The following is a 16,319-nucleotide window of genomic DNA, read 5'->3' as shown; positions in this document are numbered from 1 at the left end:
GTGATTCGCCCTGCTCCACGGCCTGCGGTCAGGCCGCAGCGACCGCCAGGGTGCGCAACAGCTCCCGGGCCGCGGCCCGCCCGGCCCGGTTGGCCCCGATCGTGCTCGCCGAGGGGCCGTAGCCGACCAGGTGCAGCCGGGGCTCAGCGGCCACCCGGGTGCCGGCCATCGCGATGCCGCCGCCGGGGGCGCGCAGGTGCAGCGGCGCCAGGTGGTCCAGCGCCGGCCGGAAGCCGGTGGCCCACAGCACGACGTCGGCGCGGACCGACCGGGCCGGTGCGTCCCAGGCCACGCCGTCGGGAGTGAGCCGGTCGAACACCGGCAGCCGGTCCAGCACGCCCCGCGCCCGGGCGGCGAGCACCGCCTCGGTCTCCACCAGCCCGGTCACGCCGACGACGCTGCCCGGGGGCAGGCCCGCCCGTACCCGCGCCTCGACCAGCGCGACCGCGGCCCGCCCGGCGTCCTCGTCGAAGCCGTCGCGCCGCCAGACCGGTTCCCGGCGGGTGACCCAGGTGGTGTCGGCGACCTCGCTGATCTCGATCAGCTGCTGCACCGCCGACGTCCCGCCGCCCACGACGACCACCGACTGGCCGCGGAACTCCTCGGCGCTGCGGTAGTCGGCGGCGTGCAGCTGCCGGCCGGCGAACAGCTCCCGCCCCGGGTAGGCGGGCCAGAACGGGCGGGTCCAGGTGCCGGTGGCGTTGACCAGCCCACGCGCCGTCCACTCCCCCGCGCTGGTGCCGAGCAGGAAGCCGTCGTCCGTGGGCCGCACCGCCCGCACGGCGACCGGCCGCCGCACCGGCAGGTCGAAGTGGCGCTCGTAGGCGGCGAAGTAGTCCGCCACCACCTCGCTGGCCGGGGTCGCCGGGTCGGCGTCGGGCAGCGGCATCCCCGGCAGGGGGTGGATCCGGTGCGCCCGGTCCAGCCGCAGCGAGGGCCAGCGGTGCTGCCAGGCACCGCCCGGCCCGGCGTCGGCGTCCAGCACGACGAAGTCGGCGCCGGCCCGGCGCAGTGCCCAAGCGGCCGAGAGCCCGGCCTGCCCGGCCCCGATCACCACGACGTCGTTGTGCACGGCCACCTCAACACCGCGGGCTCCCGGGCCATGCCGGGCCCGACCCGGGAGTGTGACCTTCGCCGGACCGATGATTCCCGATCACCGTCCCCGGGCACAGTCCCTCAGTCGAAGCAGCCGACGAAGGAGGCGGGCCCAGCCCGTGGAGCACGCCCAGCAGCAGGTCGACCCGTCGCCGAGCCCGGAGCCCCAGGGCTACCGGCACATCGGCTACGTGGTGCGCCCCGGACAGGACGTCGCCGCCGTCGTGGGGCCGGTGCTGCGCACCGCCCTGGACGCCGGCGAGCCGGTCGTGGTCGCCTGCACCGAGCCGGTCGCCGGTGCCCTGCTGGACGCCCTCGGCCGCCCCGAGGACGTGCACGTCGGCCCGGCCGACCCGCTGGGTGACCGCCCGCCGAACGCGATCGCCGCGATCGGCTCGCTCGTCGACGGCGAGCTGCCGCCCGACGGCCGGCGGCTCCACCTGGTGACCGGCCCGGGCGAGCCGGACGACTGGACCACCTGGGCGCAGACGGAGGCGCTGCTCAACCACGTGCTCGCCGAGCGGTCGGTCGACCACGTGTGCCTGCTGAGCCCAGTCGTCGGCGAACCCGACGGCGTGGACGCCCAGTCGGTGGCCCGGGCGACGCACCCGTGGCTGCTGACCGCCGAGGGTGCGGTGCGCAACCCGGACTACCGGGCGCCGGAGGAGCTGCTGCGCGAGGTCCAGCGGGCGCTGGTGCCCGACCCGTTGGAGTCGACCGAGCCCACGCTGGCCGTGGTCGACCTCGAGGACATGCGGGCCCTGCGCCGGGCGCTGCGCCAGGCGCTGGCCGACAGCGCGCTGTCGGAGGACGCCGCGCAGGACTTCGTGCTGGCCATCGACGAGGTGACCGCCAACGCCGCCGAGCACGGCGTGCCCCCGGTCGACGTGAAGCTCTGGTGCACCCCGGAGCGGCTGCTGTGCGCGGTGACCGACCGGGGCACGGCCTTCGACGACCCGCTGGTGGGCTACGGGCCCGCGCACGGCGACATGGCCGTGGGCGGGATGGGCCTGTGGCTGGCCCGCCGGTCGGTCGACAGCCTCACCACCACCCCGGCCGACGAGAACGGGGAGGGCTGCACGGTCCGGCTGGTCGTGCACGCCTAACGGCCTGGCTGCAGGGGCCCCCCGCGAGCTTGCGAGTGGTGGGGGGCAGCCAGGTCCTTCAGGAGCCCGGCGGCCTCGATCAGCCGGGCCTGCTCCCGGCACCACGGCGACCACGCGTCGTCGAGCTGGCTCTCCTGGCGGGCCCGGAAGCCGGCCCAGTCCAGCAGCTCCCACTCACCGACCTCGGTCGGGTCGGGCGACGGCGTGCCGGTGAAGCGGCCGATCCACACCGGGCAGATCTCGTTCTCCACCACACCCCGGAACACCGCCCGGTAGCGGTAGGACGGCAGGGCCGGCCGCAGCTGCTCGACGCCGAGGCCGAGCTCGTAGCGCGCCCGGCGGGCGATCGCCGCGGGGTCGTCCTCCCCCGGCCCGGGGTGCCCGCAGACCGTGTTGGTCCACATCCCGGGGAAGGTCGCCTTGTCCTCGGCCCGGCGGGTGACCAGCAGCCGCCCGGCGTCGTCGAAGAGGTAGGCGGAGAAGGCGCGGTGCAGCGGGGTCTCACCGTGGTGCACCAGCGGCTTGGGCATCGTGCCGATCGCCGTCCCGTCCTCGTCGACCAGGACGATCAGCTCCTGCGCTGCGGGTGCCACCACCGCTCCATCGTCCCCGACCGAGGCTCCCGGCGCCTGCAGAGGCCCTCCGGGCCGCCGACCCGGACGGGTGAGAGGGCATCGCCCCACACCCCCGATCATGATCATCATTCCTCCCGACGATCGCCGGACGGCGGTCCGGGGAGGACGACGGTCGATGACCAGCACCAGGACGGTGGGCGCCGCCCTGCCTGCTCCACCGGCGCCCGTCGCGGCCGCCGCTCCCCCGGCACCCGCCGGCCCGGGGAACGAGGTCCCCGCGGTCACCGTGCTGGGCGACCTGGCGGTGCCGGCCCGGCTGGTGCCGCCACGAGTGCCGCTGGCCGCCCTGGACGCCCTCTTCCGCCGGGACGCCGCGCTGCGCTGGGTGGTCACCGACCGGCCGGAGGCGCCGGTGCTGGTCAGCCGCTCCTGGTTCGAGGTGGCGATGACCGGCCGGCTCGGCTACGGCCGGCTGGTGCACGCCCGCCGCGAGCTGCCCGACCTCGGGGTCCCGGAGACGCTCTGCTTCCCGGCCGACGCCCCGGTGCCGCAGGCGGCCGCGGCGGTGGTCGAGCGGCGCGCCGCCGGCGACGCGCTGCTGGACGCCGTCGTGGTGACCGGGCCGGGCGGCCGGCTGCTCGTCGTGCCGGTGACCGCGCTGTTCGAGCACCTCGCCCAGCAGTACGCCTGGCAGGCGCTGCACGACCCGCTGACCGGGCTGCCCAACCGGATCTCGCTGCTCGAGCGGCTCCGGCAGACCGGCAGCTCCGGCGTGCTCTGCTACATCGACCTGGACCGCTTCAAGGACGTCAACGACCACCTCGGGCACAGCGCCGGCGACCAGGTGCTCGTCGAGTTCGCCCGCCGGCTGCGCAGCGTGGCCCGCGCCGAGGACCTGGTGGTCCGGCTCTCCGGGGACGAGTTCGCCGTCGTCACCGGCGCGGCCATGACCGGCGAGCAGAGCAGCGCGCTGGCCGAGCGGATCGTGCTCGCCGCGGCGGCGCCGTTCGTGGTCAGCGCACTGGGCGCCGACGGGCCGGCCGAGCACCTGGTGAGCCTGGGCGCCAGCGTCGGGGTGTCCCGCGCCGACGGCCGGCTGCCGGTGTCCCTGGACGACCTGCTGCACCAGGCCGACCTGGCGATGTACCGCGCCAAGTCCCTGGGCCGCGGCCGGGTCGCGCACTTCGGCAGCGAGCTGCTGGCCGATGCCGAGGCCACCGACGTCGTCCGCGCGCGGCACGCGATGGAGCGCCGGCTGCGGCACGCCATCGAGACCGGTGGCCTCGCGCTGCACTACCAGCCGGTGGTCGCCCTCCCGGGCGGGCAGGTGACCGGGGTCGAGGCGCTGGCCCGCTGGGACGACGTGGAGCTCGGCGTCGTCCCGCCCGACCGGTTCATCCCGCTGGCCGAGCAGACCGGGCTGATCGTCGACCTGGGCCGCTGGGTGCTGCAGACCGCCTGCCGGGAGGCCGCCGGCTGGCCGACCGGTCCCGCCGGCGTCGCCGCCACGGTCGCGGTCAACGTCTCCGCCGTGCAATTGGCCCAGCGGGACTTCCTGGACGACGTCGTGGGAGCGCTCACCGACAGCGGCCTGGCCCCGGAGCGGCTGTGCCTGGAGATCACCGAGACGGCCGCGATCACCGACCTGGAGGCCACCGCGGCCCGGCTCACCCAGATCCGCGACCTCGGCGTGCGGCTGGCGCTGGACGACTTCGGTGCCGGGCACTCGGCGCTGAGCCTGCTGCGGGCGCTGCCGCTGGACCTGGTGAAGATCGACCGGTCCTTCATCGAGCGGGTGGCCAGCGACACCGCCGACGCGGTGCTGGTCCGGCTGGTCGTCGAGGCGGCGCACAGCCTGGGCCGCCGGGTGCTGGCCGAGGGCGTGGAGTCCGACGAGCAGGCCCGGCAGCTGATCGCGATGGGCTGTGACGCGGCGCAGGGCTGGCTGTTCGGCAAGCCGGAGCCGGCCTCCCGGGCGCTGGCCGCCCGGCTGGCCCGCCGCGCCGTCAGCGGTCCGCCGGCCGAGGCCGGGGGCAGCGCGGTGCTGCCGCTGGGGGGCAACGACGAGCTGGTGCTGGTGACCACCCCCGACCTCCGGATCAGCTACGCCTCGGCCAGCAGCGGCCCGATCCTGGGCTGGCTGCCGCAGGAGCTGGTGGGGCGGTCGATCGGCGACCTGCTGCACCCCGAGGACCTGGCCCGGCTGATCGCCGACCCGGAGCTGGCCGCGCGCGTGCTCGACGGCACGGCCGTGCACCGGTACGTGCACCGCGACGGCAGCCTGCGCTGGCTGGAGAGCGCCACCCGGCAGCTGCGCGACGACGACGGCCGGGTGCGCGAGGTGCTGTCGGTCTCCCGGGACGTGACCGCCACCGTCGAGGCGCGGCGGGCACTGGCCGCCAGCGAGGCGATGTTCCGGCACGCCTTCGACGACGCCCCGATCGGCATGACGCTGACCCGGATGGACGGGCAGCTGCTGCGGGTGAACAAGGCCTTCGCCGCGCTGCTGGGCACCACCACCGAGCAGCTCCGGGACAGCCGTGTGCAGGACCTGACGCCGGCGGAGGACCGCACCGCCGTCGACGGGCTGTTCACCGAGTTCATCGGGGTGACCGAGCTGTCCACGGCGTTCGTGCACGCCGACGGCGCCACGGTGCCGGCGCTGGTGCGGGTCTCCGTGGTGCGGGACCGGGACGGGACACCGACGTCGGTGTTCTCCCACGTCCTGCCCGAGTGAGCGGGCGGTCACCGGGGAAGGGACGGGGGCATGGACTCCTTCCGCCGTGGTGACCTCGTCTTCGACGTCCGGGACACCGGCCCGGCCGACGGGGAGCCGGTCGTGCTGCTGCACGGCTTCCCGCAGGACTCCACCGCCTTCGACCGGCTGAGCCCCGCCCTGCACTCCGCGGGACTGCGCACCCTCGCGCCCGACCAGCGCGGCTACTCCCCGGGCGCCCGGCCCACCGGCCGCGCGGCCTACCGCCTCCGCGAGGCGGCCGACGACGTCCTGGCGCTGCTGCAGGCCGCCGGGCTGGAGAGCGCGCACGTCGTCGGGCACGACTGGGGCGGCGTCGTCGGCTGGGCGCTGGCCGCCTGGCACCCGTGGCGGGTGCGCACGCTCACCTCGCTGGCGGTGCCGCACCCGGCCGCGATGACCCAGGCGCTGGGGCACAGCGACCAGGCGCTGCGCTCGGCCTACATCGGTCTCTTCCAGCTGCCCCTCGCCCCGGAGGCGGTGCTGCTGGCCGGCGGCGGCGCCGTGCTGCGCCGGATGCTGCGCCAGGGCGGGCTGCCCGAGCAGCTGGTCGACCGCTACGTCGACCGGATGCGGGAGCCGGGCGCGCTGACCGCCGCGCTCAACTGGTACCGGGCGCTGCCGCTGGCCGGGAGCGACCCGGTGGGCCGGGTGCGGGTGCCCACGCTGCACGTCTGGGGAGCGCACGACGCGTTCCTCGGCCGGGCCGCCACCGAGGCCACCCGGGAGTTCGTCAGCGCCCCGTACGCGCTGGAGGTGCTCGAGGACGCCGACCACTGGCTGCCCGAGCTCGCCGCCGACCGGGTCGGGGAGCTGGTCACCGCCCACGTGCGCACGCACGGCTGAGCCCGCGCCCGCCGCCTGGGCACCCGGTGACCTGGTGCAGGCTGGTGCCCGCCCGGCCGCCACCCGCCGCACCTCCAGAGCAGGAGACCACCGCCCCATGCCGCACCAGCGGACCCTCGCCGAGCACCAGGCGGACCTGGTACGGCTGCGAGCCGTGGAGGCGGAGCTGTCCCGCGCGCTGGAGCTGTCCCGCAAGGTCCTGGACAACACCGCCGACGGCATCTACGGCCTGGACGCCGACGGCCGGGTCGAGTTCGTCAACCCCGCCGCCGTGCGGATCACCGGCCATCCCGAGGCGGTCCAGCTGGGCCGCGACCAGCACGCGCTGATCCACTCCCGGCGCCCCGACGGCACGCCGCTGCCGGTCGAGGAGTGCGGGGTGTGGCGGGCACTGCGCACCGGGGAGCCGGTGCACGCCGCCGACGAGGTCTTCTGGCACCGCGACGGGACCGCCGTCCCGGTCGACCTGGTCGCGGTGCCCACCGTGCAGGACGGGCGGGTGACCGGCGTCGTCGTCTCCTTCCGCGACCTCACCGAACGACGGGCGGCCGAGGCCGAGGCGGCACGGCTGCGGGAGGCCGCCCGCCGCGCCGCGGAGGACCGGGCGCTCTCCGACCGGCTCCAGCAGGCGCTGCTCACCCCGCCGCCGCAGCCGGACCACCTGCACCTGGTGGTGCGCTACCTGCCCGCCGCCTCCGGCGCCCAGGTCGGCGGTGACTGGTACGACGCGTTCCTGCAGCCCGACGGCGCGACCGTGCTGGTGATCGGCGACGTCGTCGGCCACGACAGCGACGCCGCGGCCGCGATGGGGCAGCTGCGCGGGTTGCTGCGCGCGCTGGCGTTCGACAACGACGAGCCGCTGTCGGCCACGCTGACCCGCACCGAGCGTGCGGCCGCCGGGCTGGCGGTCGACACCCTGGCCACCGCGCTGCTGGCCCGGGTCGAGCGCCGGCTGGACGGCACCGGCACCGGCGGCCGGCGGCTGCGGTGGAGCAGCGCCGGCCACCTGCCGCCGGTGCTGCTCGCCCCCGACGGCAGCTCCCGGCTCCTGGCCACCCGGCCGGACCTCATGCTGGGGGTGACCGCGGACGCGCCGCGGCACGACCACACCCTGGACCTGTTCGACGGGAACACCCTGCTGCTGTTCACCGACGGGCTGGTGGAGCGCCCCGGTTCCGACCTCGACGCCGGGCTGGCCGCCCTGCAGGACGCGCTGCGCGACCTCGGGCGCACCCCGCTGGAGGAGCTGTGCGACACCCTGCTGGCGCGGCTGGTGCCCGGTTCGGCCGCGGACGACGTCGCGCTGCTGGCCGTGCGGCCCCACCCCGAGGACCGCCCCCGGCCCGCCGAGGCCGGCCCGAACCGGCTGCCCGGCCCGCTCGCCGGCGACCAGGCGTGAGACGGGGCCCCCGGCCGGGTAGGCGGCGTCGATGAGCGCCGAGCCGACCGCCGCCCAGCCGTCCTCCCCGCCCGCAGCGCTGACCCGGTCGCAGCGGCTGGACCGGCTGCCGCTGACCCGGGAGCACGGCCGGCTGGTGGTCGGCAGCGGCATCGGCTGGGCGCTGGACGCGATGGACGTCGGGCTCATCTCGTTCGTGATGACCGCGCTCGCCGTCCAGTGGTCGCTGACCCCCACCGAGCTGTCCTGGATCGCCTCGATCGGCTTCGTCGGGATGGCGCTGGGCGCCACCCTCGGCGGCCTGCTGGCCGACCGGATCGGCCGCCGGCAGGTGTTCGCGCTGACCCTGCTGGTCTTCGGGCTGGCCACCGGAGCCGCAGCGCTGGCCTGGTCGGTCGGCGCGCTGCTGGTGTTCCGCTTCCTCATCGGGCTGGGGCTGGGCGCCGAGCTGCCGGTGGCCTCGACCCTGGTCAGCGAGTACGCCCCCGCCCGGGTCCGCGGCCGGGTGGTGGTGGCCCTGGAGGCGTTCTGGGCGGTCGGCTGGGTGCTGGCCGCGCTGATCGGCTACTTCGTGGTGCCCCGCAGCGACGCCGGCTGGCGCTGGGCGCTCGCGCTGGGGGCGGTGCCCGCGCTCTACGCCGTCGTCGTCCGCCGCGGCCTGCCCGAGTCGGTGCGCTTCCTGGAGCTGCGCGGCCGCACCGAGGAGGCCGAGGCCGCCGTGCGCCGGTTCGAGCGGGCCGCCGGGGTGGAGCCGGTGCCCAGCCCGGCGGCGGCGCCACCGGCGGCGCGGCCGCGGCCGCGGGAGCTGTGGGCGCCGGCCTCCCGCCGGCGTACCGCCGCGCTGTGGGGGGTCTGGTTCTGCATCAACTTCGCCTACTACGGCGCCTTCACCTGGCTGCCGACGCTGCTGTACGCCTCGGGGTTCTCGCTGGTGAAGTCCTTCGGCTACACGCTGCTGATCACGCTGGCCCAGCTGCCCGGGTACGCGGTGGCGGCCTGGCTGGTCGAGCGCTGGGGCCGCCGTCCGACCCTCGGGGTGTTCCTGCTGGGCTCTGCCCTGGGGGCGGGGCTGTTCGCCGTCGCCGGCGGGGACTCCGCGGTCCTGGCCAGCGGCATGGTGCTGTCGTTCTTCAACCTCGGCGCGTGGGGCGCGCTCTACGCGCTCACCCCGGAGGTCTACCCCACCGCGCTGCGCGCCACCGGCGCCGGTGCGGCGGCCGGCTTCGGCCGGATCGCCTCCATCCTGGCCCCGCTGGCGGTGCCCCTGCTGCTGGACGGCGGTGGCACCGGGCTGGTGTTCGGGGTGTTCGCCCTCGCGTTCGTGCTCGCCGCGGCATCGGCCTGGGCGCTGCCCGAGCGGCGCGGGGACGCCCTGGACGACGCGTTCACCCCCTGAACGTCGGTGCCCGGTCCTAGGGTGCCGCCATGCCGACGGCGTTGACCCGGGCCCAGGTGCTCGGCCACCGGGTGCGGGCCCACCAGCTGGACCGGCCCGCGGGGACGATCGAGGACACGGCGGTGCTCGACCAGGGCGTGCAGGACACCGGCCCCGAGGCGGCCCGGTGGGCGTTGGCCGTCCGCGGCGTCGAGGTGCCCCCCGAGCTCCCGGGCCTGGTGCTGGCCTGGACGCTGCGCGGCGCGCCGCACCTCTACCGCCGCGCCGACCTGCCCGGCGTCCTCGCCGCGACCGCCCCCTTCTCCGAGGCCGACGCGGCCAAACGGGTGTTCGACGCGGCGAAGCCGCTGCGCGCCGCGGGCATCCCGGTGCTCACCGCGCTGGACACCGTCGCCGACGCGATGCGCACGCTCGTCACCGAACCGATCGTCAAGGGCGAGCTCTCCGGCCGGCTCGCCGAGCTGCTGCCCGAGCCGTACCTGCGCTGGTGCCGCCCGTGCCAGGCCACCCACCTCCACGAGCAGCCCTTCCGGCTGGCCGCGCTGCCCGCCGGCCTGGAGCTGACGCCGGGCACGTCACCGCCGGTGCTGCGGCCGGTGCCCGGGCTGGCCCGCGCCGCCGAGGTGCCCGAGCGGCTGGACGTCGTCCGCGGGCACCTCCGGCTGTACGGCCCGGCCACCCCGCAGCACGTCGCCGCGCACCTGGACGCCCCGGTGGCCGACGTCCGGGCCCGGTGGCCGGCCGACGCCGTCGAGGTGACCGTCGACGGCGAGCGCCGCTGGCTGCTCCCCGCGGACCTGCCCTCGGCGGCCGAGGGCACGACGCCGGTGGTCCGGCTGCTCGGGCCGTTCGACCCGTACCTGCAGCTGCGCGACCGGGCCCTGCTGGTGCCCGACCCGGCGCGGGCCAAGGAGCTGTGGCCGGTGCTGGGCCGCCCGGGCGCCGTCCTGGTCGACGGCGAGGTGGCCGGCATCTGGCGGCCGCGCAGCTCGGGGCGCCGGCTCACCGTGCAGGTGCAGCCCTGGCAGGCGCTCCCCCGTCCGGTGAGGCAGCAGCTGGCCGAGGAGGCGGAGCGGCTGGCCGCCTGCCGGGGCCTGCTGCTCGGCGCGGTCGACGTCGCGGACCGAGGGGTGGACCCGGGGCAGGGCGGGTAGGCCGCGGGCATGGCTGAGCTCCCCAGCGGACACCTGTCGGGCATGACCGTGGCGGTCACCGGCGCCTCCGGCAACGTCGGGACGGCGCTGCTGCGCACCCTGGCCGACGCCGGGGTCGCGGAGGTGCGCGGGCTGGCCCGCCGCCGGCCGCCGGAGACCGAGCCCTACGCCGGGGTGCGCTGGTACACCGCCGACCTCGGTGAGGCCGCCAGCGAGCCGGTGCTCGACGAGTTCCTGGCCGGCGCCGACGCCGTCGTCCACTCGGCGTGGGCGCTGGTCCCCGACCGCGAGCCGGACCTGTTGCACCGGGTGAACGTCGAGGGCACCCGCCGGGTGCTGGACGCGGCCGGCCGGGCCGGGGTGGCGCACGTGGTGGCGCTGTCCTCGATCGGCACCTACGCCGCCGGCCCGCAGGTGCACCCGGTCGACGAGGACTGGCCGACCACCGGCATCCCGTCCTCCCAGTACAGCCGGATGAAGTCGGCCGTCGAGGGGCTGCTGCGTGACTTCGACGCCGCGCACCCGGAGGCGACGGTCTCGCCGATCCGGCCGACGCTGGTGCTGCAGCCGGACGCGGCCAGCGAGATCGGGCGCTACTTCCTCGGGCCGCTGCTCTTCCCCGCCGCGCGAGCGGTGCCGGGGCCGGTGGCCAAGCTGCTGCCGCTGCCGCTGCCCGGGTCGCTGCACCTGGGCTTCGTGCACGCCGACGACGTCGCCGACCTGATCGCGCGGGTGCTGGACCGCCGGGCGCCGGGGGCGTTCAACGTGGCGGCTCCCCCGAACCTCGACGCCGACGGCCTGGCCCGGGCGCTGGGCACCCGCCGGGTGCCGGTGCCGGCGGCGGTGCTGCGCGCCGGGATGCAGGCGGCGTTCACCGCGCGCGTGCTGCAGATCGAGCCCGGCTGGCTGGACATGGGCATCGGGGTGCCGCCGCTGGACACCACGAGGGCCCGCACGCAGCTGGGCTGGCGGGCGAGGCACAACGGTGGGGACCTGCTGCGGGAGTTCGTCGCCGCGCTGGGCACCGGGCAGGGGCACACCGGCCCGCTGCTGCACCCGGGCACCGGCCCCGAGCACACGCCCGCCTGAGGCGACGTGCCCGCCCCGACGACTGTCCCCCCGCACCGGTGCTCATGCGGGGGGACAGGGTCGGATCAGGTCACCTGATCACTGCGCGGCACGTCAGCCGGCGAGGGCGTCCAGGCGGGCGATCTCGTCGGCGGAGAGGGTCAGCTGGGCGGCGCCGAGGTTCTCGGCCAGGTGGTCCAGCGACTTGGTGCCCGGGATCGGCAGGATGACCGGCGACTTGGCCAGCAGCCAGGCCAGCGCGACCTGCGACGGGGTGGCGTCCAGCTCCTTGGCGACCGCGGCCACCGGGCTGTCGGGCTTGGCCAGGTCACCGGTGGCGATGGGGAACCACGGGATGAAGGCGATGCCCTCGGCGGTGGCGTAGTCGAGCACGTCCTGGCTCTGCCGGTTGGTCAGGTTGTAGAGGTTCTGCACGCTGACGATCTCGGTGATCTCGCGCGCCGCCTTCAGCTCCTCGACGGAGACCTCGGAGACGCCGATGTGCCGGACCTTGCCCTGCTCCTTGAGCTCGGCGAAGGCGCCGAGCTGGTCGGCCAGCGGCACCTCGGGGTCGATGCGGTGCAGCTGGATCAGGTCGATCCGGTCGACCTTGAGGTTGCGCAGCGAGAGCTCGACCTGCTGCTTGAGGTAGGCCGGGCGGCCGACGGGGGTCCACTCGCCCGGGCCGGTGCGGGTCAGGCCGGCCTTGGTGGCCACGACCAGGCCGTCGGCGTAGGGGTGCAGCGCGTCGGCGATGATCTGCTCGCTGACCACGGGACCGTAGGAGTCGGCGGTGTCGATGAAGTCGACGCCCTGCTCGACGGCGGCCTGCACGACGCGGACGGCGTTGGCCCGGTCGGCCGGCTCGCCCCAGACGCCGTCGCCGGTCAGCTGCATGGCGCCGTAGCCGAGGCGGTGGACGGTGAGGTCCCCACCGAGGTCGAAGGTGAGGGTGGGGCTGGTGGCGCTGGTCATGCGGGTCCTCCTGGAAGCCGGGTGCGGGCCCCGGGCTCTGTCACCGGGGTCTCGTTGCGCACAAGCGAGTAGTGCCCCAGCACCTTCCCGTGGTCACGGAGTGTGTCCGGCCGCACAGCACCGGCCCCCGGCGCACGGTACGGCGACCAGGTGGAGTTGAGTGGACCGGTGCAACGAACACGGGGCGTGGGGACGGCGGCGTTGCCGGTCCTGCTGCTGGTCGGGGTGCTGCTGGTCGCGCTGAACATGCGCGGCCCGCTGGTGGCGGTCGCCCCGGTCGTCGAGCTGATCCGCCGTGACCTGGGCGTCGGCGCCGGCACGATCGGCCTGCTGACCAGCATCCCGGTGCTCTGCTTCGGGCTCGCCGCACCGTTCGCCTCGCTGCTGATCGCCCGCACCGGGGTGCACCGCGCCGTCGTCGTGTCGATGGCCGGAGTGCTGGCCGGGACGCTGCTGCGCTCGCTGGGCACCGAGGAGGCCGCGATCGCCGGCACGGTGGTGATCGGGCTGGGCATCACCGTGGGCAACATCGTCGTCCCGGTGGTGATCGGCCGGGACTTCCCCCGCGCCACGAACGTGGTCACCGCCGCCTACACCGCGACGATGAACCTCGGCTCCACGTTCACCTCCGCGCTGACCGCCCCGCTGGCCGCGGTGCTGGGCTGGCAGCTGGCGCTGGCCTCGTGGGGACTGATGACGGTGGTGGCCGCCACCGTGTGGACCGCCGCGCTGCGCCGGCACGTGGCCCGCGCCGCGGCGTCCGGCACCGCCGCGCCCCCTCCCCCGGCGCCGGTGCCCGGCGCGTCGGTGTGGCGCCGGCCGGTCGCCTGGGGGCTCACCGTCACCTTCGCCGGGCAGTCCTTCGCCTTCTACGGGACGACGGCCTGGCTGGCGACGCTGCTGGCCGACGAGCAGGGCCTCTCCCGGTCGGCGGCCGGGGTGGGGTCGTCGCTGTTCCAGGTCCTCGCCGTCCTCGGCGCCTTCGCGATCCCGGCGCTGGTCGCCTGGTGGCAGCGCCCGTGGGCGGTGCTGCTGGCGGTGACGGCGCTGTGGGCCACGCTGCCGCTGGGCATGCTCGCCGCCTCGTCGCTGTGGCCGCTGTGGTGCTCGCTGGCCGGCGTCGCGCAGGGCGGCGGGATCACCGTGGTGTTCATCGCGATCGTCCGGCGGTCCCAGGGCCCGACCGAGAGCAGGCAGCTGTCGGCGATGGTGCAGGGCTGCGGCTACGTGGTCGCGGCGACCGGTCCGCTGGTGATCGGGGCGGTGCACGATGCCACCGGGGGTTGGACCGCGCCGTTGCTGGTCATCCTGGGGTCGGTGATCGTGATGACCGTCGCCGGGACCCTGTCGGTGGGTGGCCGGGCGTCGTCCGGTCGGAGAGAGCCGGGCCAGGTCCCGGCGGAGGAGGTCCAGCGTGGGTGAGATCGTCGTCGTCCGGCACGGGGCGACCGAGTGGAGCCGGAGCGGGCAGCACACCGGGCTGACCGACCTGCCGCTGCTGCCCGACGGTGAGGACGACGGGCGGCGGCTGCACTCGGTGCTGGGGGGCCGGACCATCACGCACGCCTTCGTCAGCCCGCTGGCCCGGGCGCGGCGCACCGCGGAGCTGGCCGGGCTGTTCGACGGCGGCATCGAGACGGTGCTCGAGCCCGACCTCGTGGAGGTCGACTACGGCCGCTGGGAGGGGCTGACCACCCCCGAGATCAGCGAGCGCGTCGGGCGCTCCTGGTCGCTGTGGCACGACGGCACCGAGCCCGGTGACACCCCCGGGGAGACGCTGGACCAGGTGGCGGAGCGGGTCGACCGGGTGCTCGAGCGGGCACGGCCGCTGCTGGACGGCGGCGATGTCGCCCTCGTCGCGCACGGGCACGTGCTGCGGGTGCTGACCGCCCGCTGGCTGGGGTTCGGGCCCGACAAGGGGGCGCTGTTCCCGCTGGCGACCGGCCGCTACGGCATCCTCGGCCACGACCACGACTGGCCCGCGCTGACCGGCTGGAACACCGGCTGCCCCTAAACGGTCTGCCGGCCCCCCTGCAGGGTCCCGACGCGAGCGTGCGAGTGTCGGGGGGCAGGGGGGTCCTTCATGAGCTCGGGTTCGCTCTCCGGCTCCGGGCGCACCGGGCGCCCGAAGAGCCAGCCCTGGCCGAGGTCGGCGCCGACGGCGCGGGCCTGGTCGGCCATCCGCTCGTGCTCCACGCCCTCGGCGACGACGACGCCGCCCTGCAGGTGGGCCAGCTCGCACAGCGCGCGGGCGATCGCGTTGGGCCCGGGCTCGCCCAGCCGGCAGACCAGCGCCTTGCTCAGCTTGACCACGTCCGGGCGGACGACGGAGACCAGCTCCAGGCTCGACCAGCCCACGCCGACGTCGTCGAGGGCGACCCGCCACCCCAGCGAGCGGTGGTGGTCGAGCACGGAGAGCAGGTGCTCCCGGTCGGTGACCGCGTGGGAGGCGACCACCTCGAAGACCAGCTGCCGGGGGTCGATGCCGGCCTCGTGCACGGCGCGCTCGGTGCCGGCCAGGCAGACCGAGGGCCGGTGGACCGCCGCCGGGTTCGAGTTCACGTACAGGTCGGCGCCGCCCAGCCAGTGCGCGGCACCGGCGATCGCGGCCTCCCGGGCCAGACGGTCCAGCCGCGGCAGCCAGCCGGCGCGCTCGGCGAGGAAGAACAGGTCGCCGCCACCGACCTCCCGGCCGTCCACCCGGCCGTGCAGCAGCGCCTCGTGCCCGACCATGCCGCCGGAGGTCAGCGACATGATCGGCTGGTAGACCGGCCACAGTTCGGCGTCGGTGAGCAGGGACATCTCCACGGTGATCCCGCGGCGGGCCAGCTCGACGGCGAGCGTGGGCGCGGTGAGCAGCCGGGTGGCCAGCGAGACGCCGTCGGCGGGCGGGTCGGTGGTGACCCGGACCGACTCGGTCTCGGCGGCGGTCAGCTCGCGGGCGAGCCGCTCCAGCAGCCGGTCGATCCGACGTCCGCCCTGGTGGTCGACGACGTCGAGCAGCCCGGGCGCCGTCCCCACGGTGAGGCCCATGGCGTTGGCCACCCGGGCCACGCTGGGCAGCACGTGGTCCAGCGTGCTGGCCAGCAGCAGGCGGCGAGCCCGCTGCGGGGTCGCCCACGACGGTCGCACCACGTCACCTCCCCCGTTCACGGCAGCAGAATGACCGACCCGGAGCGTGACACCGAGTAGGCGCGCGCAAACACATGGTGGGCAGCCGAGCACTGCGGCCCAGGTCACAGGAGATCGACGATCTTGACGAAGATCATCGGGGCTAGGGTGTGAGGCGTGCCTGACCTGACCCCGGCCGACGGCGACCGGCCCGGCCGTGGCGGCCGCCCCCGGGACCCTTCCCGCGACGGGGCGATCCGCGCGGCGATCCTGCAGGTACTGGCCGACTCGGGTTACTCCGGCCTGACGATGGACGCGGTCGCCTCCGCTGCCGGCGTCGGCAAGGCGACGATCTACCGGCGCTGGCGGACCAAGTCCGCCCTGGTGGCCGACGCGGTCGCCGAGCTGAGCCAGGCGCCGATGGACACCCCGGACACCGGCAGCCTCGAGGGCGACCTGCGGGTCCTGCTGCACGGGCTGGTCAGCGCCTTGAACGGGCCGGTCGGCGCGGCGACGCTGTCGCTGATGTCCGCGCTGCCGCACGAGCCGGAACTGCGGGAGGCGTTCCAGAACGGCCCGATGGGCCTGTGGCGGGAGATCTTCACCGCCGCATGGTCCCGGGCGGAGGCCCGCGGGGAGGTCCCCGCCGACACCCTGGGATCGGCGCTGGCCGCCACCGCGAGCGCCCCGATCCTGCAGCGCTGGCTGTTCAGCGGCGAGCCCGTCTCCGCCGAGTTCGCCGACGAGGTGCTGGCCGAGGTCGTGCTCCCGCTCGTCAACTGCCGCACGCAGGTCTGACGTCCCGACCGGGGCCCGGCCGGAAGCACCGGCCGGGCCCT

At 76.1% G+C, this 16,319-nt stretch carries 14 protein-coding genes; 10 read left to right on the top strand and 4 right to left on the bottom strand.

Annotated features, from left to right (window positions below):
• Positions 1–28: 28 nt before the first annotated feature.
• Positions 29–1,078 carry an FAD-dependent oxidoreductase gene (locus tag ACI795_RS04255; RefSeq protein ID WP_457073973.1) on the bottom strand — a complete coding sequence of 350 codons (1,050 nt, stop codon included), beginning with the start codon at positions 1,076–1,078 and terminating at the stop codon, positions 29–31.
• 136 nt (positions 1,079–1,214) lie between these two features.
• Between ACI795_RS04255 and ACI795_RS04250 the strand changes: the two genes are divergently transcribed.
• Positions 1,215–2,201 (top strand): ATP-binding protein, encoded by a 987-nt coding sequence (locus ACI795_RS04250; protein WP_457073972.1) that lies wholly within the window; start codon positions 1,215–1,217, stop codon positions 2,199–2,201.
• Here ACI795_RS04250 and idi read toward each other — a convergent pair.
• Positions 2,198–2,797, bottom strand: coding sequence for an isopentenyl-diphosphate Delta-isomerase (gene idi / locus ACI795_RS04245; RefSeq protein WP_457073971.1), 600 nt, complete (start codon positions 2,795–2,797; stop codon positions 2,198–2,200). The genes ACI795_RS04250 and idi overlap by 4 nt on opposite strands.
• A gap of 154 nt (positions 2,798–2,951) precedes the next feature.
• Between idi and ACI795_RS04240 the strand changes: the two genes are divergently transcribed.
• The 6 genes from ACI795_RS04240 to ACI795_RS04215 all read left to right on the top strand — a co-directional run bounded on the left by ACI795_RS04240 (position 2,952) and on the right by ACI795_RS04215 (position 11,415).
• Positions 2,952–5,513: an EAL domain-containing protein gene (locus ACI795_RS04240; protein WP_457073970.1), complete on the top strand. Its 2,562-nt coding sequence runs from the start codon at positions 2,952–2,954 to the stop codon at positions 5,511–5,513.
• Positions 5,514–5,543: 30 nt separating this feature from the next.
• On the top strand, positions 5,544–6,377 hold the full coding sequence (locus tag ACI795_RS04235) for an alpha/beta fold hydrolase (protein ID WP_457073969.1): 834 nt from the start codon (positions 5,544–5,546) through the stop codon (positions 6,375–6,377).
• A 97-nt stretch (positions 6,378–6,474) separates the two neighbouring features.
• Positions 6,475–7,776, top strand: coding sequence for a PP2C family protein-serine/threonine phosphatase (locus ACI795_RS04230; RefSeq protein ID WP_457073968.1), 1,302 nt, complete (start codon positions 6,475–6,477; stop codon positions 7,774–7,776).
• 31 nt (positions 7,777–7,807) lie between these two features.
• Positions 7,808–9,172 (top strand): MFS transporter, encoded by a 1,365-nt coding sequence (locus ACI795_RS04225; protein ID WP_457073967.1) that lies wholly within the window; start codon positions 7,808–7,810, stop codon positions 9,170–9,172.
• Positions 9,173–9,201: 29 nt separating this feature from the next.
• Positions 9,202–10,326: a winged helix DNA-binding domain-containing protein gene (locus tag ACI795_RS04220; RefSeq protein ID WP_457073966.1), complete on the top strand. Its 1,125-nt coding sequence runs from the start codon at positions 9,202–9,204 to the stop codon at positions 10,324–10,326.
• Positions 10,327–10,335: 9 nt separating this feature from the next.
• Entirely contained in the window at positions 10,336–11,415 is a 1,080-nt protein-coding gene (locus ACI795_RS04215; protein WP_457073965.1) for an NAD-dependent epimerase/dehydratase family protein, read from the top strand.
• 93 nt (positions 11,416–11,508) lie between these two features.
• On the opposite strand, the gene ACI795_RS04210 is transcribed toward ACI795_RS04215, so the two are convergent.
• On the bottom strand, positions 11,509–12,369 hold the full coding sequence (locus ACI795_RS04210) for an aldo/keto reductase (protein ID WP_457073964.1): 861 nt from the start codon (positions 12,367–12,369) through the stop codon (positions 11,509–11,511).
• A gap of 168 nt (positions 12,370–12,537) precedes the next feature.
• Here ACI795_RS04210 and ACI795_RS04205 point away from each other — a divergent pair, with 168 nt between their 5' ends.
• Positions 12,538–13,791 carry an MFS transporter gene (locus ACI795_RS04205; RefSeq protein WP_457073963.1) on the top strand — a complete coding sequence of 418 codons (1,254 nt, stop codon included), beginning with the start codon at positions 12,538–12,540 and terminating at the stop codon, positions 13,789–13,791.
• On the top strand, positions 13,784–14,383 hold the full coding sequence (locus tag ACI795_RS04200; RefSeq protein ID WP_457073962.1) for a histidine phosphatase family protein: 600 nt from the start codon (positions 13,784–13,786) through the stop codon (positions 14,381–14,383). Before ACI795_RS04205 ends, ACI795_RS04200 begins: the two co-directional genes overlap by 8 nt.
• Here the strand turns inward: ACI795_RS04200 and ACI795_RS04195 are convergent.
• On the bottom strand, positions 14,380–15,504 hold the full coding sequence (locus ACI795_RS04195) for an EAL domain-containing protein (RefSeq protein WP_457073961.1): 1,125 nt from the start codon (positions 15,502–15,504) through the stop codon (positions 14,380–14,382). The genes ACI795_RS04200 and ACI795_RS04195 overlap by 4 nt on opposite strands.
• A 153-nt stretch (positions 15,505–15,657) precedes the next feature.
• On the opposite strand from ACI795_RS04195, the gene ACI795_RS04190 reads away from it, so the two are divergent.
• Positions 15,658–16,278, top strand: coding sequence for a TetR/AcrR family transcriptional regulator (locus ACI795_RS04190; protein WP_457073960.1), 621 nt, complete (start codon positions 15,658–15,660; stop codon positions 16,276–16,278).
• The last annotated feature ends 41 nt before the right edge of the window (positions 16,279–16,319 follow it).

It is taken from the genome of Modestobacter sp. SYSU DS0290 (assembly GCF_054050955.1).
This window is presented reverse-complemented; position numbering and strand designations above follow the sequence as displayed.

Excerpts from the sequence above, each read along its gene's own strand:
- ACI795_RS04240 (WP_457073970.1), top strand. The coding sequence starts at position 2,952 with ATGACCAGCACCAGGACGGTGGGCGCCGCCCTGCCTGCTCCACCGGCG.
- ACI795_RS04235 (WP_457073969.1), top strand. The coding sequence starts at position 5,544 with ATGGACTCCTTCCGCCGTGGTGACCTCGTCTTCGACGTCCGGGACACC.
- ACI795_RS04230 (WP_457073968.1), top strand. The coding sequence starts at position 6,475 with ATGCCGCACCAGCGGACCCTCGCCGAGCACCAGGCGGACCTGGTACGG.
- ACI795_RS04225 (WP_457073967.1), top strand. The coding sequence starts at position 7,808 with ATGAGCGCCGAGCCGACCGCCGCCCAGCCGTCCTCCCCGCCCGCAGCG.
- ACI795_RS04220 (WP_457073966.1), top strand. The coding sequence starts at position 9,202 with ATGCCGACGGCGTTGACCCGGGCCCAGGTGCTCGGCCACCGGGTGCGG.
- ACI795_RS04215 (WP_457073965.1), top strand. The coding sequence starts at position 10,336 with ATGGCTGAGCTCCCCAGCGGACACCTGTCGGGCATGACCGTGGCGGTC.
- ACI795_RS04210 (WP_457073964.1), bottom strand. The coding sequence starts at position 12,369 with ATGACCAGCGCCACCAGCCCCACCCTCACCTTCGACCTCGGTGGGGAC.